Consider the following 15,015-nt stretch of genomic DNA (forward strand, 5'->3'; position numbering starts at 1 on the left):
TGCTCAACTGCCCGCCGCGGTTGCCGGGTCGTCGAAGAAATAATCCTTCCATGACCTGGGCTCGTTCCTGATGGCGCCGACGCGATACATGAACTGCGCGAGTCCGAATGTGTTCTGCGGTGCGACCTTGAATTGCACCTGCGGGTCCTTGATGACCTTCAGCAGCAGATCGCGGTCGATCTTCGACTGGTTCGTACGGATGTAGATATCGGCGGCGGCGTCGGGATTGGCCGAGATAAAGCGTGCGGCATCCGCCAGCGCGTCGACGAATGCGCGGTAGGTCTTCGGATTGTTGTCGCGGAATTTCTCTGTCGCGTACAGGACGGTCGCCGAGCTCGGGCCGCCCAGTACATCGTAAGAATTCAGCACGATGTGCGCCTTCGGATTGCCGGCGAGCTCCTGCTCCTGAAACGGCGGATTGCCGAAGTGCCCGGTAATTTCCGTGCCGCCCGCGATGATCGCCGCTGCTGCGTCGGGATGCGGCAGCGCCTGCGTGAATTTGTCGAGGCGGTTGTAATCCTTGTCGCCCCAGCGCTTCGCTGCCGCGTACTGCAGTACGCGCGATTGCACCGACACATTGACAGCCGGCACCGCAATGCGGTCTTTCTCGGTGAAGTCGGCAATCGTCCTGACATTCGGATTGTTGCTGACGAGGTAATACGGCAGATTGCCGAGCGAGGCCACGCCCTTCACGTTCTGCTTACCGTGCGTGCGGTCCCAGATCGTCAACAACGGGCCGACACCCGCGCCAGCGACATCCACCGCGCCGGAGAGCAATGCATCGTTGACGGCGGCGCCACCCGAGAGTTTCACCCAGTCGACCTTGATATCGAGTCCCTGCTTGCGCCCTTCTTTCTCGACGAACTGCTGGTCGCGCGCGACGTTCAGCAGCAGATAGACGACGCCGAACTGTTCGGCAATGCGAATCTGGCCTTCGGCATGCGCGGGCATGGCCGCGCCGAGGCTGGCCACGCCCATCGATACGCTCAGCAACGCTGTGGTCAAACGACGGGACAGAGACGGCCCCAGAGGGGTCGGGCGAAACCTGGCAAGCATTGGAACTCCGTTCAGCATGTGTGTGTGGTCAGGGCGGGCTGTGTTGCCATCAGAACGGCACGTCGCCTTCGATCGTTGTGCGATACAGTTTGCGGCGCAGGTGATCCGGCGTGCCGGCTGCCAGATGCATCAATGAGCGGTTGTCCCAGAACACCATGTCGTGTTCGGCCCACTGATGCCGGTACAGATGCTCGGGCCGCACGCTATGCGCAAAAATTTCTTCGAGCAGTGACTTGCTCTCGTCTTCCGGCAAGCCGATCACACGGGTCGTGAAATGCTCACTGACGAAGAGCGCGCGCCGTCCGGTCTCAGGATGAGTGCGCACCATCGGCTGCACCACCGGCTTCACCTGGGCAATCTGCTCCGCCGACAGATTCGGCCGCCACGGGCTGCGCTTCTGCAATTCCGCGTATTTCGCGAGATACGTATGCTCCGCCGAACGGCCTTGCACCGCGCTGCGCAAATGCTCCGGCAACGTGTCCCACGCGAGGTGCATGTTGGCGAACAGCGTGTCGCCGCCTTCCGGGGGCAGCTCCTGCGCGTGCAGCATCGAACCGAGGCTCGGCTTCTCCTTGTACGACAGATCGGAATGCCAGTAGTGACCGGCGTCGCCGAGACCGATCGGCTGGCCGTTCTCGACGATGTTCGAGACGATCAGCACCTCCGGGTGGCCCGGCAACTGGAATTGATGCAGCACGTGAATCTGCAACGGACCGAAGCGGCGGCTGAAGGCAATCTGCTGCTCCGGCGTAATGCGCTGATCGCGAAACACCAGCACGTGGTGGTCCAGATGGGCACGGTGAATGCGGGCGAAATCGTCCTGAGCCAGCGGTTTGTTGAGATCGAGACCCAGAATTTCCGCGCCGACGGGGCCGTCGAAAGCGCGAATTTCGATCTGCCGGGCTTGATTGGCAGGACCAGCGGCGCTGGCGGCGGGGGAGGCAAAGGCAGTCGTCACGGGAAACTCTTCGTCGAATCTGTTCGAAGGACGCCGGCGAAGGCGAAGTCAGACAAATTTACCGGCACACACGCACGGCGACAACGAAGCAAATCCGATACGGTTATCTGCTGGAGTGATAAACCCGATGTTTTAACGCGCCGCGGGCCGCGCAGGCGCTTTTGCGCATTCAGTTGCGCAATGCCAAAAGCGTTGCAGGCACGCGAAGTTCAGAGTCAGCGCAATGCGCTCGCCACTATCGCATCGCAGGGGCGTCTCGTTCTTTAATTCCTCAATGCGTTCGCGTCAACAACTCGTAGCTCGCATCCTGGCTCGCAGTCGACTGCCGCTCGCGGCCCCAGCCGACTGCGCGCCGGTAATTGCCGAGCAGCGGGCCGTCGTCGAAGCCGCCAGGTGGCGCCGGCGCCACCTGGGGCGCGACGAATAACGCGTCCTCGGGACAGTACAGCTCGCACATGAAGCAGGTCTGGCAGTCCCCCTGCCGGGCAATGCGCGGCGGACTGCCCGGCACGATGTCGAACACATTGGTGGGGCATGCCCTCACGCAGATATTGCATCCCGTGCAGCGCGCAGCGTCGACGATCTCGATCATGCCGTCACTCCTTCGGTGCGGACCGTGGCTGGAGACAAGGCCAGCCTGTCGATCCAGACTTCATCCAGACCGCCGCTCAACAGACGATGCCTCTGCGCCGGATCGAGCGCGGCGTGCTCGTGCCGCCGATGCATCCCGCGTGTTTCGGTTCGTTGCTGCGCGCTGCGATACATCCAGCGCGAAGTGGCGAGCATGGCCGCCGCCTCACGCGCGCGCACGGCAGCCAACGCACTTCGCGCCGGCGCCGCACCGCGCACGCGATGCCACAGCGCGTCGAGCCGCGCGAGCGAGTCGTCGAGCAAATCGGCCTGACGGGTCCAGTTGCGCTGCGTAGGAAACACCTCCTGCTGCACGCTGCGAATCACCGCGTCGCTGTCATAAGGTGTCGAGCCGCCGGTGTCGCGAAGTCCAGCGCCGCCGGCCCGTAACAGCCGGCCCCGCAGGCCCGCGCGCCCGCGTGAACGGGCGTAGCCGGCAGCGCCCGCACCGGCCCAGAAACCGGATGACATCGCCCACGCCGCGTTATGACTGCCACCGCCGGTGAAGCCGCCGCAGATCAGCTCGCGAGTGGCCGCATCGCCGGCCGCATACAAACCTTCGACCGACGTCGCGCAAGTCTGATCCACCAGATGCAGGCCGCCCGTTCCCCGCACGGTTCCTTCGAGGCGCAACGTCACCGGGAAATGCTGCGTGAACGGGTCGATCCCGAGCCGATCGAACGGCAGGAAGAAATTCGGCTGTGCAGTACGCATCCACGCCTGAATCTGTTCGTCGGCGCGATCGAGGCAGGCCAGCACGGGCTGGCTCTGCAGAGTGCGGGCAATCACGCCGCGGCCATGCGCAGACCCAGCCCCCGGGATCGCCGACCCGTCCTGGTAGTAGAACGTGGCCCACTTGTAGAACAACGATTTCGTCACGGATGAAAACGCCGGCCCGAGCCCATAGGCATTCGAAAACTCCATGCCCGACAGGGCCGCGCCCACCTCGGCGGCCATCAACTGGCCGTCGCCGGTGAGCACGTTGCAGCCGAGCGCGTTGCTGAGAAACGCACATCCGCCTGTCGCGATGACCACCGCGCCCGCGCGCACGACCCACGTCTCGTCCGCCTGACGGTCGACGCCGGCCGCTCCCGCGACCGCGCCCTGCTCGTCGACGAGCAGTTCGAGCGCGGGGCTGTGATCGAGGATGCGCACCTTCGCTTCCTTGACGCGTTTGCGCATCAGCCGCATGTACTCAGGCCCTTGCAACGAGGTGCGCCGCTGCTCGCCGGTTTCATCGACGGGAAACGGGTAGCCCCACTCGGCCAGTTGCTGCGCATTGGTCCAGGTCTGCTCGAGCACGCGATCCATCCACGCCGGTTCGGCAAGCTCGCCTCCCAAAGTGAAACGACTCGCTTTTGCACGATCCCGTGCGTCCTCGTCAGGCGGCACATACCAGAGCGCCGTGCCGGCCGGTGCGGTCGCGCCGGAGGTGCCGCAAAAACCTTTATCCGCCAATACCACGCGCGCGCCTTTGGCGGCCGCGCTGATCGCAGCCCACGCGCCAGCCGGGCCGCCGCCGATCACGAGTACGTCCGCCTCGTACTGGACTGCGCCATCCGCCGCCGTCACCGGTGGCCGCTGATTTTTTCCCGCGTTGTCCGTCATGACAGATTTCCCCTAAGGTAATGAGCCGATTGCTTAACGACGTTAGCGACGTTAACGACGTAGACAGGCTTTGGCCGGGCGGACCGGCGCGGCGCTACCGCCTGTGCGCCAGCACTAGCCACCGGAGGCGGTGGTTGAAGTGGCCGCCGTTTCGGCGCGCTTCGTGCTGAAATTCCAGCGCTGCGCCGCGGCCGTATCCACCGGCGCCGGCAGAAGCCCCGCTCGATAGAAGGTGTCGGCGATCTTTTGCTGCTCACCGAAATTCTGCGTATCCACCGCGCGGACCGCATAGCTGCGGCGTGCATTGGCACGCTCGATCGTCGCCGCGTCCAGGCCCCAGATCGGCGCGAGCAGCTTCGCCGCATCGTCGGGATGGGCGCGAACCCAAACGCCCGCCGACTTCAACTGCGCGAACACGGTGTCGATCACATCGGGATGGGCCGCGGCAAAACTGCTGGACGCGAGGTAGTACCGCTGATAAGAGGCAAGACCTTCGCCGTTGGCAAGAACACGCACGTCCGGCGCTTTGTCGACCGACGCGACATACGGGTCCCAGGTAACCCACACATCCACGCTGCCGCGCTCGAAGGCGGCGCGTCCGTCGGCGGGCGTCAGATAGCTGATGCGCACGTCAGCAGGAGCGAGACCGGCCTTGGCGAGCGCGGCGAGCAGCAGATAGTGGCTGCCGGCCGCCTTGGTCACGGCGATGCGCTGGCCCTTCAGGTCGGCAAGCGTATGCAGCAGCCCATCGCGCTTCACGATAATGGCCTGGGCGCCCGGCGAAGGCGCCTCCTGCGCGATATACACAAAACGCGCATGAGCGGCCTGAGCGAACACCGGGACCGTGTCGGCGACATCGGCGCTCAGGTCGACCGCGTCCGCATTGAGTGCTTCGGTCAGCGGCAAGCCACTGGCAAACTCGTTCCAGCTAATGCTCACACCCAAGGGCGCGAGCGCCTGCTCGAGCGAACCACGTGCTTTCAGAATGGTGATGAGCGTTGAAGACTTCTGATAGCCGATCCGCAGCTTCAGCGGAGCCGGCGAGTTGGCCGAGGTCTGTGCGTGAGCGGCACTCACGGCGAGCAGCGAAGTCAGCGCCGCGCGAGCGAGCCAACGAAAGATAGAAAAGGTCACGGCGCGAAGTTCCGGTCTGGTCAGGACGATAAAACTGCGATCGTAGCAACGCCCGATCGCGCGGATAAGCGAGCGTTTCAACTATGCTTAGCAGCCGGGCGCATAACGGCAAAAAAACGGCCGGCGCCGGGCGTGCGTCGAGTGGGTACGGCGAACAATTCTCTACGGCTGGATGTACAGGTCGGCAAAATTGCCGCGCAGCCCTTCACCCGTGGGTGCGTAGTCCTTCACCTTCTTCGAGACAATGGTGATGTTGGGGTTCGCACCGAATTCGATCGAAGGAATATCGTCGTGCACGATCTGCTGGAACTGGATGAATAGCTGACGGCGCTTCGCTTCGTCGGTCTCCACCGAAGCCGCCTCGAGCAGACGGTCGACCTCCGGGTTCGAATAGTGCGCGGCATTGGAGAACGGCAGACCGATCTTGAAGTTCTTCGACCAGAACACGCGCTGTACGCCCACCGTCGGGTCGAACACGTTGGCAAGCGCTTCGAGCGTGATATCGAATGCACGATCGGTGTATGCCTTCTTCACGTAGGTCGCGAAGTCATAGCTCTCGATCTCGGCGTCGATCCCGACACGGGCCAGCGACTGGCGCACAAAATCAGCCGCACGCGGGTCCTGGAAGGGGTTAAAAAGAAGCCGCAGCTTGAAGCGCGTGCCGTCCGCGCCACGCTTCAAGCCGGCGGCATCCAGCGCCGCATTGGCCTGAGCCAGGTCATACGGAAAGTAATGGATGCCGGCGTCGTGATACTTCGTATTCGCCGTGCCGATCGCGGCGGCCGAGACCTGGCCGTAGCCGTACCAGACCACCCGGTTCAGCGCATTGACGTCCACAGCCTGGGAGATCGCCTTGCGCACCGCCTTGTCCTTAAGGACCGGCGTGTCCAGATTGAAGATCAACTGCTGGTGGTTGCTGACATAGGGCCAGTTGGTGGTATCCACGTTGAAGTTCGGCAGCGCGCTGAAACGCTTGACATCCGATAAGGGGATCGCCTGGTCGCCAAGGTTGGCGGCGCCCGATTCGAGCGCTGCCGCCCGCGCCGCACCGTCAGGGAGGAAGCGCACGATAAGCTTGTCGACGTACGGCTTGGGTTTGTCCCAGTAGTCCGGATTACGCTCGAGGAGAATGTAGCTGCCGTGCACGAACGATTTGAAAACGAACGGACCCGTGCCGACCGGCGCACTGTTATACGGATTGGCAACGATGTCCGTCCCTTCATACAGATGCTTCGGGATGATCGGCGACTCGGAACCGGAAAGCGCGGTAAGCAGGAACGGCGCCGGTTTCGACAGTTCGATGATCGCCGTGTAAGGGTCCGGCGTTTTGACATCGGTCACGTTCGCAAACGTGCTGCGGCCGCGTGGGTGGACCTGCTTTAACGTCAGGATCGAAAACGCAACGTCGGCGGAAGTAAAAGGCTTGCCGTCGTGCCACTTCACTCCCTGACGCAAGGTGAAGCGATACTGCAGTCCGTCCTTGCTGACGGACCATGCGGTAGCCAGCAGCGGCTTCGGATTGAGATCCTTGTCGTAGGTCAGCAGGCCCTCGACCACCTTGGGACCGATCTCCGCGTTACCGCCAGCGGTGGTCGTCAAAGGAATGATCGACGCCGGCTCCGGTGTGACGAGCCATGTCAGGGTTCCACCGTGATTGGGTGCCGCCAGAGCGGGGGCCGGGCCAGTGCAGATCAGTGTGGCCGCGAACAACGCGCCGAAAATTCTTCCCCGCAGCCTGTTCTTCAAGCTCATAGGTATCCTGTTTATTATAAAAATTAAGGATACTAAGGCGTTTCGTAAGGATCGGAAAACAAGCAAGCGTCATTAGCTTTGCATCTTTAACGCGATCCGTCCGCTCAGCATTGGCTCAGCCGGCATTCACTGCGTACCGCCTCGCTTCGGTCGCGCCTGCCTGCAGCGACGGCAGCTCGAGATTCGATCGCAGATCGTCGCCGCGATAGTCGGTGTCGATCAGGTTGCGCCGGCGCAGCTCCGGCAGCAGCCCGTTCAACAGCAGGTCTTGCTGGTCCGGCTGCCCGAGCCCATGCAGCGACAGCACATCGACCAGCCCCGCGCGATACCGCTCCTCGATCGCGTCGGCGAGTTGCTCCGGCGTGCCGGCAACAGACCAGTGGCCCGTTTCCTGCGCGCGAATGATCAGCTCACGCAACGTGTGTCCCTGCAACGCGTAGCGGCGGAATATCTCCACGCGCCCGCGCCGCCGGTTCACGCTGTCGACCACCGGCAACAGTGCTTCGGGTAACGGACGGTCGAGCGCCAGTTCGCTCAGGTCGATGCCGCCGCCGAGCATGTCGGCGAGCTTCAACCGGCCTTGCTCGTAGTCGATCCGCTCGTGCTTGTCGCGCAGCCGCCGCGCGACGTCCGCGTCAGATTCGCCAATCACCGAGTGAAACGAGTTCATCACGAACGGCAAACGGTTGGCGCGGCCAAAACCGGCCGCCTGCCGATGCAGTTCGGTCACGAACGCGCGCGCGTCGTCGAGCGTAGGTTGTGATGTGTAGACGACTTCCGCGTAACGTGCGCCGAGCGTCACGCCGCTCGCCGACTGCCCGGCCTGAAACAGCACCGGCCGCTGTTGCGGCGGCGGTGGCACGTTGAGCGGCCCTTGTACCTGGAAATGCTCGCCACGATAGTCGATCGTACCGAGCTTGCGGGGGTCTACCGATACCGAACCTGACGGCGTGCGCCGCGAGGCTGCCGGATCGTTTGCGTCGAACAGCGCGTTGACGATCTCGACGAATTCGGTTGCGCGCGCATACCGGCGCGCCGGGTCGGGCAGCGTGCCGTCGCCGAAATTCTCCTCGCCGACCGACGATGTGACTGCGTTCCATGCGGCGCGGCCACCGCTCACGTGATCGAGCGTGCCGATCAGCCGCGCGATGTTGTACGGATGGTGGTAAGTGGTCGACACCGTCGCGACCAGCCCGATATGCGACGTCGCCTGACTCAGCGCGGCAAGCGCGACGATCGGCTCCTGACTGCCGGTGCCGCCCACCAGTCCGGCCGGGTCCGCCTGCAGCAGGTCCGCCGTGAAAAGACCTGTGATCTTTTCCGCCTCCGCGGTGCGCGCGAGTGCCGCCGCGCGGCGAATACCCTTCGCGGCCTCCGCGTCGCCGCTCGCATATAGCACGTTGGCTGCGCCGACCAGCGTCTTCAAGCGCCTGCGCGCGACGCTCATGCTGCACTCCCGTCGCTCAAGCGGCACTGCGCCGCACACTTCGATAGCGCGACACGGTTGCCACGGCCTCCTTGCCGCCGCCCTGTTCTTTCATGCATGAGGATTCCTTGTTTATTTTTAAACCATACCTCAACCCATCCTGTCGTCCGGAACAAATATTTTCGGCTTTCGATATTCTTCTTGATTGTTTGACCGGCTGATACGTCATGAAAATAATGTCGGATGCCGAATCGAATCATCTGTTTCGATTTATCTGCCCCATATTCGATTCCCATGCAATGACATATCAAGCCAGCCAGCCCGACCACGTTGCTGCGAAGCCGGCTTTCAGGTTGAGCATTCTCGACAAGAGTCCGATCGCGGCTGGCGAAAGCGCAGCCGACGCGCTCGCGCGCAGCGTCGAACTTGCCCGCGCCGCTGAAATGTGGGGCTATCACCGCTACTGGTTCGCCGAGCATCACAACTCGAGCGGGCTTGCCTGCCCAACACCCGAAATCCTGATCGCGCACGTGCTTGCGCACACCCATCGGATTCGGGTCGGCTCAGGCGGTGTGATGCTGCAGCACTACAGTCCGTACAAGATCGCGGAGAACTTTAATCTGCTAGCCGCGCTTGCGCCCGGCCGCGTCGATATGGGTATCGGCAAGGCACCGGGTGGTTTACCGCTGTCGACACGCGCATTGCAAGGAAGCAGCGAGCCGTCACACCGGCGCGATTTCACGGAACTGGCATCCGCGTTGAACCAGTATCTGCGTGCAACCGAACCGCCGGCAGCCGACGGTGACGACAATGAAGCTGTGCTGCGCGTGACACCGCTGCCGCCCGAATCGGCCAGCCCGTTCCTGCTCGGCGCGAGCGTCGACAGCGCGACGCTCGCGGCGCAGCTTGGTTGGGATTTCGTCTACGCCGCGCACATCAACGCTGCACCCGCCGACATCGAGCGTGCGTTCGAGCACTACCGGTCCGCGTCCGGCGGACGCGCGCCGCTGCTCGCGATTTCGGTCGTCGTCGCCGAGACGCGTGCCGAGGCCGCCCGGCTTGCCGACGGCTTCCGGCGCTTTCGCGTGCAGGTGGGCGATGCTCAGGCCGTCAACGTCGGCAGTCTCGAACAGGCCCATGCATTCATTCGCCAGTCGGGCGGCGGCGTGCATCGGATCGAAGAACGCGAGACCTATATCGTCCACGGCACGCGCGACGATGCATTGCGTGAACTCGGCGAACTGCAGCGCCGCTATGGCCCCGCCGAGTTCATTGTCGATACGCCGATCACCGAGGCAGCGCCGCGCATCGCGTCGATCCGCCTGCTCGCCGGCGGCCGCGACGACACGCAAGCCGCGACGCGCAAAAACTTGACCCGCGCCCACCCTTCCCTGGAAGTGGCAGAAAAATGACCGACAACATTCGCATCGCCGGTGAGAACGACGTTCCGGCCCTGTACGACCTGCTTCAACAAGCCTATGCGCCGCTAACTCGCGAGGGCGTTCACTTCACGATCACGCGCTCGCCAATCGAACGGGTTCACCACACGGTCGCGAGTCACACCACCTTCGTGCTCGAACGCGAGTCGGCGGCGGGCGGCGGCAAGGCGCTGGCTGCAACGCTCACTGTGCGCTTCCCGTGGACTCCGGAGGACCGGCATCTGACGCCGCATCCGTTCATCCACTGGTTCGCGGTTGCGCCCGATTACAAGCGGCAAGGGCTCGGCAACACGCTGCTCGAGCACGTCGAGAACACTTTCCTGAAGACGCAGGTCAAGGCGCCGGCCACCTACCTCGCCACAGCTGTCGAACACCCGTGGCTGAAGCCGTACTACGAACGGCATGGATACGTAGCGTTCCATCGTTCGATCAATGCACTCGGCACACCGCTCGTCTGGTTGCGCAAGATTCTGATTCCGGAGCTTTACCGGGACGCGCCAGCGGCATAAGCCACAACGGCAGCCGGCATCCAGGGGACCGCGTCATTCCGGGACCGCGACACGGTCTTCCATTCCCTGCTCTTCTCCTGAAGGTATCTGATCCATGACATTTCCGTTTCCGGCGCTGCTGTCTGCCCACCGGGCATCGCGACGCGCCGCATTGGCCGCCCTGCTGCTCACGCTGCCCCATCTGACGTTCGCGCAGAACGCGCCTGTATCCGGCGGCACGCTGACCTGGGGTGTCGAAACCGAGCCGCGCACGCTCAATCCGCAACTGAACGGCCAGGACAAGGTCGAGTTGCTGCTGCGTAACGCGTACGAAAGCCTGCTCGCCCAGAAGCCCGACGGCAGCTTCGTGCCGTGGCTCGCCACCGGCTACAAGGTGTCCGCCGACGGCAAGACGTACACGTTCACGCTGCGCGACGGCGTCAAGTTTACTGACGGCGCGCCGTTCGACGCCCAGGCGGTCGCCCGCAATTTTCTCAATGCACGCAACCTCGCGTATTCGGCGGGCAGCAACCTGTCGCGGCTGATCTCGCACGTCAGCGACGTGAAAACACCGGACGCGCATACCGTCGAGATCACGCTCGACGCGCCGTATACGCCGTTTCTCACGTTCGCCGGCCGCCTGCCGCTGCTGTCGCCCAATGCGTTCGACCGGCCCGGCCTCAAGTCGGGCGGCCCGGATATCGCCGGCACCGGACCGTTTATCCTGCGCAAGTACGTGAAAGGTCAGGATATCGAGTTCGTCAAGAATCCTGACTACCGCTGGGCGCCGTCGACCGCCGGCCACCAGGGCCCCGCGTACCTGGATGGCGTCGTCTACCGGTTCCTGCCGGAATCGTCGGTGCGCACCGGCGCGCTGCTGTCAGGACAAGTCGACGTGATCGAGGGCGTGTCAGGCAACGACGCCACGCTGATCCGCAAGGATCCGGACCTCAGCTATCAACACGCACTGAACACGGGCACACCGTATTCGCTATTCCTGAACGTCACGTATGGCCCGACGCAGGACGTGACGGTGCGCCGCGCGCTGCTCGAAGGGCTCGACGTCACGGGCATCATCCAGTCGATCTATCGCGGCGAACGCACTCGCGCGTGGGGCATCACGTCGCCGATCGATCCGCTGTACGACGGCAGCGTCGAGCGCACCTACGGCAACAATCCGAAGCTCGCGAACGCGCTGCTCGACGAAGCCGGCTGGAGCGCCCGTGATTCGGGCGGCTACCGGACGAAGCAGGGCGAACGGCTGACGATTACCGTGATCCAGGCGCAGGCGACCGTGCGCGACCAGCGCGACGTGCTGCTGCAGGCCCTGCAGGCGCAGGCGCGGCAGCGGCTGGGCGTGGATCTGAAAATCCAGTATGTCGACGACGGTACGTATGTCGACGCCCGCAAGAGCGGCAAGTACGGGGCGATCGCGAACTCGAACACGCCGCCCGATGGGATCGACATCGAAGGTCACTACCTGCCGGTCGATCGCGGTGGCGCGCTCAACTACAGCCGCGCACCGGCGCCCGAGTTGAGCCGCTGGCTGCAGGCAGCGGCACAGACGCAGAATCTCGCGGAACGCAAGAAACTGTACGGCGAACTGCAGCGCTTCGCGATCAACCAGCAAGCGTACGCCGTACCGCTGTACGAGCCGGAAGATCAGATCGCCGCTGCGAAGACCGTGCAGGGCATCCGTTTCCGTCCGTTTGCGCAGATGCCCGAGAACCCCTACGACATCTGGCTGAAGAAATAAGCCGTGGCACTTTCCGTCATCGAGAACCGAAAACCGGCTGGCCGCCTCCCGCCGGCGGGTGGGCGCTTCGTACGCCACGCGCTGGCGCCCGGTTTGCTCGCCGCAGCAACAGCGGCGGCCCCCAGCACTGCATTCGCCGCGCCGCCATCAGGCGGCACGCTGACGTGGGGCGTCGAGACCGAGCCGACCACCTTCAACCCGCAACTGAACGGCCAGGCGAAGGCCGAGCTGATCCTGCGCGCCAGCTTCGAATCGCTGCTCGCGCGCAAACCTGACGGCAGCTACGTGCCGTGGCTCGCGACGGGCTATCAGGTGTCCGCCGACGGCAAGACCTACACCTTCACGTTGCGCGACGGCGTGAAGTTCACCGACGGCACGGCCTTCAACGCGGCCGCTGTGGTGAAGAACTTCGAGCAGGTTCGCGACCCGTCGTACTGCGCGGGCTCGAGCATCTGCGGGATCGCAACCCGCCTCGCCGAGGCGCGCGCGCTCGATCCGCATACGGTACAACTGACGCTGAGGGAGCCGTATGCGCCGTTCCTGTCGTTTGCGGCCGCGCTGAAGCTGATCTCGCCCGCCGCGTATGCGTCGCCGCAACTGAAAGCGGGCGGGCACGACGTCGCGGGCACCGGCCCATTTATTCTCGCGTCGTACCGCAAAGGGCAAGAAGCCGATTTCATTCGCAATCCGGATTATTGCTGGGCACCCGCGACGGCCGGCCATCAGGGTCCGGCCTATCTGGATCGTATCGTCTACCGGTTCCTGCCCGAATCGTCGGTACGCACGGGTGCGCTGTTGTCCGCGCAGGTCGACGCGATCGAGGGCATCTCGGGCAACGATGCCGGCCTGATCGAGAAGCAGCCGAACCTGCGCTATCTCCACGCGCTCAACACCGGCTCGCCGTATTCGCTGTATCTGAACGTCACGCAGCCGCCGACGAGCGATCCGCTCGTGCGCCGCGCACTTCTGCAGGCGCTCGATCTCGACGCGCTCGTCGCCGCGATCTATCGCGGCAAGCGCACGCGCGCGTGGGGCATCACGTCACCGGTCGATCCCCTGTATGACCGCAGCATCGAACATCGTTACGGCAACAATCCCGCGCTCGCGAACCGGCTGCTCGACCAGGCCGGCTGGCAAGCGCGCGACAGCGCCGGCTACCGGACGAAGGACGGACGCCGGCTGTCGATCGACATTGTCCAGGCGCTCGCCACCGTGCGCGATCAGCGCGACGTGCTGCTGCAGGGCGTGCAGGCACAGGCGCGGCAGCGGCTCGGCGTGGAGCTGAAGATCCGCTACGTCGACGCCGGCACCTACGTGGACGTACGCAACAGCGGGCGCTTCGGCGCGATCCCGAATTCGAATACGGACACCGACGGCATCGACACCGAAAACCATTATCTGCCGGTCGACCGTGGCGGCGTGATCAATTACAGCCGCACCGCCGATCCGCGCCTCGCCGACTGGCTGCACGCGGCGGCGCGCACGCGCGACGATGCCTCCCGCGCCCATTTGTACAGCCAGTTGCAGCAGACGGTAATCGTCGACGAAACCTACGCGATTCCGCTGTATCAGCCCGAGGACCAGATCGCGGCAAGCACGCGGGTGCACGGGTTGTCGTTCCGCAGTTTCAAGCAGATGCCGGAAACGCCGTACGACGTGTGGCTCGACGCGCCCTGACGCCGGCCGCCTGACATCGCAAGCACGAGGTAATCCGACCATGACGCATCCGACCACCCTTCCCGACCCCGGCGCCGGTACGCCATCTGCGCCGCCCGCCTCGCTGATCGCCCCGGCCGCCACCGCACGCGCCGCCAGACGCACGGAGAGCAGGCCGTGGCTGCGCTCGCCCGTCGCGACGCGCCTCGTCACCGGCGTGCTGGTGTTGTGGGCGGCCGTCACACTTTCGTTCGTCGCCGTGCAGATCGCGCCCGGCGACATCGTCAGCCTGTTGATCGGCGAACAGTTGAGCACACCCGCGATCCAGGCGGCAATCCGTCGGGAATGGGGGCTCGACGAGCCGCTCTATCTGCAGTATCTGCACTACCTGTGGCGCATCCTGCACGGCGATTTCGGCCGCTCGTACATCCTCAACACCGAGGTCGCGCCGCTCGTGATCAGCCAGTTATGGCCGACGCTGAAGCTGACGGGCGCCGCGCTCGTCGTGACGATCGTGTTCGCGGTCGGCCTCGCGGTGCTGAGCGCCGGCCGCCGCTGGGGCAGCCGCGCAGCTTCCAGCCTCGAACTCCTGCTCGCGTCGACGCCGTCATTCTGGCTCGGGATCATGCTGCTGTTCGTCTTCAGCTTCACGCTGAGGCTGTTCCCCGTGGCCGGCGATCGGGGCTTTTCGTCGATCGTATTGCCGGCGCTATCGCTCGGTCTTGCGCAGGGCGCCGTGATCGGCCGCGTGCTGCGCAAAGGCATCGAACGCGCGCTCGACGAACCGTTCGCGCTGACCGTGCGCTCGTGGGGCGTGGGCGAGTTCGCGCTGCGCGTGCGGCATGCGCTGCGACACGCGGCGCTGCCGGCTGTCACGCTCGCCGGCTGGCTGGTCGGCGGACTCCTGAGCGGCGCCGTCATCACGGAGCAAGTGTTCGGCCGGCCGGGTCTCGGCAAGATCACCGTCGACGCCGTGCTCGCGAGAGACATGCCCGTGATCCTCGCAATCGCGATCCTGTCCGCGGCGATCTACGTCGTGCTCAGCACGGCGGTCGACCTGCTCTATCTGCTGATTGATCCGCGCCTGCGCGAACGGCGCACGCGCCGCTGAA

The 15,015-nt window shown here is 64.4% G+C and carries 13 protein-coding genes; 5 read left to right on the plus strand and 8 right to left on the minus strand.

The features are described 5' to 3' along the window. Positions 1-3: 3 nt before the first annotated feature. From GH665_RS12440 to GH665_RS12475, 8 genes are all read right to left on the minus strand, one after another. On the minus strand, positions 4-1,056 hold the full coding sequence (locus GH665_RS12440; protein ID WP_153136110.1) for an ABC transporter substrate-binding protein: 1,053 nt from the start codon (positions 1,054-1,056) through the stop codon (positions 4-6). 49 nt (positions 1,057-1,105) lie between these two features. Then, entirely contained in the window at positions 1,106-2,014 is a 909-nt protein-coding gene (locus tag GH665_RS12445) for a TauD/TfdA dioxygenase family protein (protein ID WP_174771716.1), read from the minus strand. Between the two features lie 271 nt (positions 2,015-2,285). Further along, complete coding sequence (locus GH665_RS12450) at positions 2,286-2,606, minus strand: 4Fe-4S binding protein (protein ID WP_028198036.1); 321 nt, start codon at positions 2,604-2,606, stop codon at positions 2,286-2,288. Then, positions 2,603-4,252, minus strand: coding sequence for an FAD-dependent oxidoreductase (locus GH665_RS12455; protein ID WP_153136111.1), 1,650 nt, complete (start codon positions 4,250-4,252; stop codon positions 2,603-2,605). The genes GH665_RS12450 and GH665_RS12455 overlap by 4 nt, the downstream gene beginning before the upstream one ends. A gap of 114 nt (positions 4,253-4,366) precedes the next feature. Further along, positions 4,367-5,386 carry an aliphatic sulfonate ABC transporter substrate-binding protein gene (locus GH665_RS12460; RefSeq protein WP_153136112.1) on the minus strand — a complete coding sequence of 340 codons (1,020 nt, stop codon included), beginning with the start codon at positions 5,384-5,386 and terminating at the stop codon, positions 4,367-4,369. Positions 5,387-5,548: 162 nt separating this feature from the next. Further along, positions 5,549-7,138, minus strand: coding sequence for an ABC transporter substrate-binding protein (locus GH665_RS12465; protein WP_153136113.1), 1,590 nt, complete (start codon positions 7,136-7,138; stop codon positions 5,549-5,551). A gap of 115 nt (positions 7,139-7,253) precedes the next feature. Further along, entirely contained in the window at positions 7,254-8,585 is a 1,332-nt protein-coding gene (locus GH665_RS12470; protein ID WP_153136114.1) for an NtaA/DmoA family FMN-dependent monooxygenase, read from the minus strand. Next, positions 8,582-8,860, minus strand: coding sequence for a hypothetical protein (locus GH665_RS12475; protein WP_153136115.1), 279 nt, complete (start codon positions 8,858-8,860; stop codon positions 8,582-8,584). The genes GH665_RS12470 and GH665_RS12475 overlap by 4 nt, the downstream gene beginning before the upstream one ends. Before the next feature lie 3 nt (positions 8,861-8,863). Here GH665_RS12475 and GH665_RS12480 point away from each other — a divergent pair, with 3 nt between their 5' ends. The 5 genes from GH665_RS12480 (at position 8,864) to GH665_RS12500 (ending at position 15,014) form a co-directional block, all read left to right on the plus strand. Beyond that, a complete protein-coding gene (locus tag GH665_RS12480; RefSeq protein WP_153136116.1) occupies positions 8,864-9,976 on the plus strand; it encodes an MsnO8 family LLM class oxidoreductase in 1,113 nt (370 codons plus the stop codon). Further along, positions 9,973-10,512 carry a GNAT family N-acetyltransferase gene (locus GH665_RS12485; RefSeq protein ID WP_153136117.1) on the plus strand — a complete coding sequence of 180 codons (540 nt, stop codon included), beginning with the start codon at positions 9,973-9,975 and terminating at the stop codon, positions 10,510-10,512. The genes GH665_RS12480 and GH665_RS12485 overlap by 4 nt, the downstream gene beginning before the upstream one ends. Before the next feature lie 94 nt (positions 10,513-10,606). Then, positions 10,607-12,247, plus strand: coding sequence for an ABC transporter substrate-binding protein (locus GH665_RS12490; protein WP_153136118.1), 1,641 nt, complete (start codon positions 10,607-10,609; stop codon positions 12,245-12,247). 3 nt (positions 12,248-12,250) lie between these two features. Then, the gene (locus tag GH665_RS12495) at positions 12,251-13,924 is read left to right on the plus strand and encodes an ABC transporter substrate-binding protein (RefSeq protein WP_246216198.1); all 1,674 of its coding nucleotides are present in this window, start codon (positions 12,251-12,253) and stop codon (positions 13,922-13,924) included. Between the two features lie 40 nt (positions 13,925-13,964). Further along, the gene (locus GH665_RS12500; RefSeq protein ID WP_153136119.1) at positions 13,965-15,014 is read left to right on the plus strand and encodes an ABC transporter permease; all 1,050 of its coding nucleotides are present in this window, start codon (positions 13,965-13,967) and stop codon (positions 15,012-15,014) included. Position 15,015: the final 1 nt, after the last annotated feature.

Source organism: Paraburkholderia agricolaris, assembly GCF_009455635.1.
GTDB classification, from domain to species: domain Bacteria; phylum Pseudomonadota; class Gammaproteobacteria; order Burkholderiales; family Burkholderiaceae; genus Paraburkholderia; species Paraburkholderia agricolaris.

Excerpts from the sequence above, each read along its gene's own strand:
- GH665_RS12450 (WP_028198036.1), bottom strand. The coding sequence starts at position 2,606 with ATGATCGAGATCGTCGACGCTGCGCGCTGCACGGGATGCAATATCTGC.
- GH665_RS12500 (WP_153136119.1), top strand. The coding sequence starts at position 13,965 with ATGACGCATCCGACCACCCTTCCCGACCCCGGCGCCGGTACGCCATCT.
- GH665_RS12475 (WP_153136115.1), bottom strand. The coding sequence starts at position 8,860 with ATGGGAATCGAATATGGGGCAGATAAATCGAAACAGATGATTCGATTC.
- GH665_RS12465 (WP_153136113.1), bottom strand. The coding sequence starts at position 7,138 with ATGAGCTTGAAGAACAGGCTGCGGGGAAGAATTTTCGGCGCGTTGTTC.
- GH665_RS12470 (WP_153136114.1), bottom strand. The coding sequence starts at position 8,585 with ATGAGCGTCGCGCGCAGGCGCTTGAAGACGCTGGTCGGCGCAGCCAAC.
- GH665_RS12440 (WP_153136110.1), bottom strand. The coding sequence starts at position 1,056 with ATGCTTGCCAGGTTTCGCCCGACCCCTCTGGGGCCGTCTCTGTCCCGT.
- GH665_RS12490 (WP_153136118.1), top strand. The coding sequence starts at position 10,607 with ATGACATTTCCGTTTCCGGCGCTGCTGTCTGCCCACCGGGCATCGCGA.
- GH665_RS12455 (WP_153136111.1), bottom strand. The coding sequence starts at position 4,252 with ATGACGGACAACGCGGGAAAAAATCAGCGGCCACCGGTGACGGCGGCG.
- GH665_RS12485 (WP_153136117.1), top strand. The coding sequence starts at position 9,973 with ATGACCGACAACATTCGCATCGCCGGTGAGAACGACGTTCCGGCCCTG.
- GH665_RS12480 (WP_153136116.1), top strand. The coding sequence starts at position 8,864 with ATGACATATCAAGCCAGCCAGCCCGACCACGTTGCTGCGAAGCCGGCT.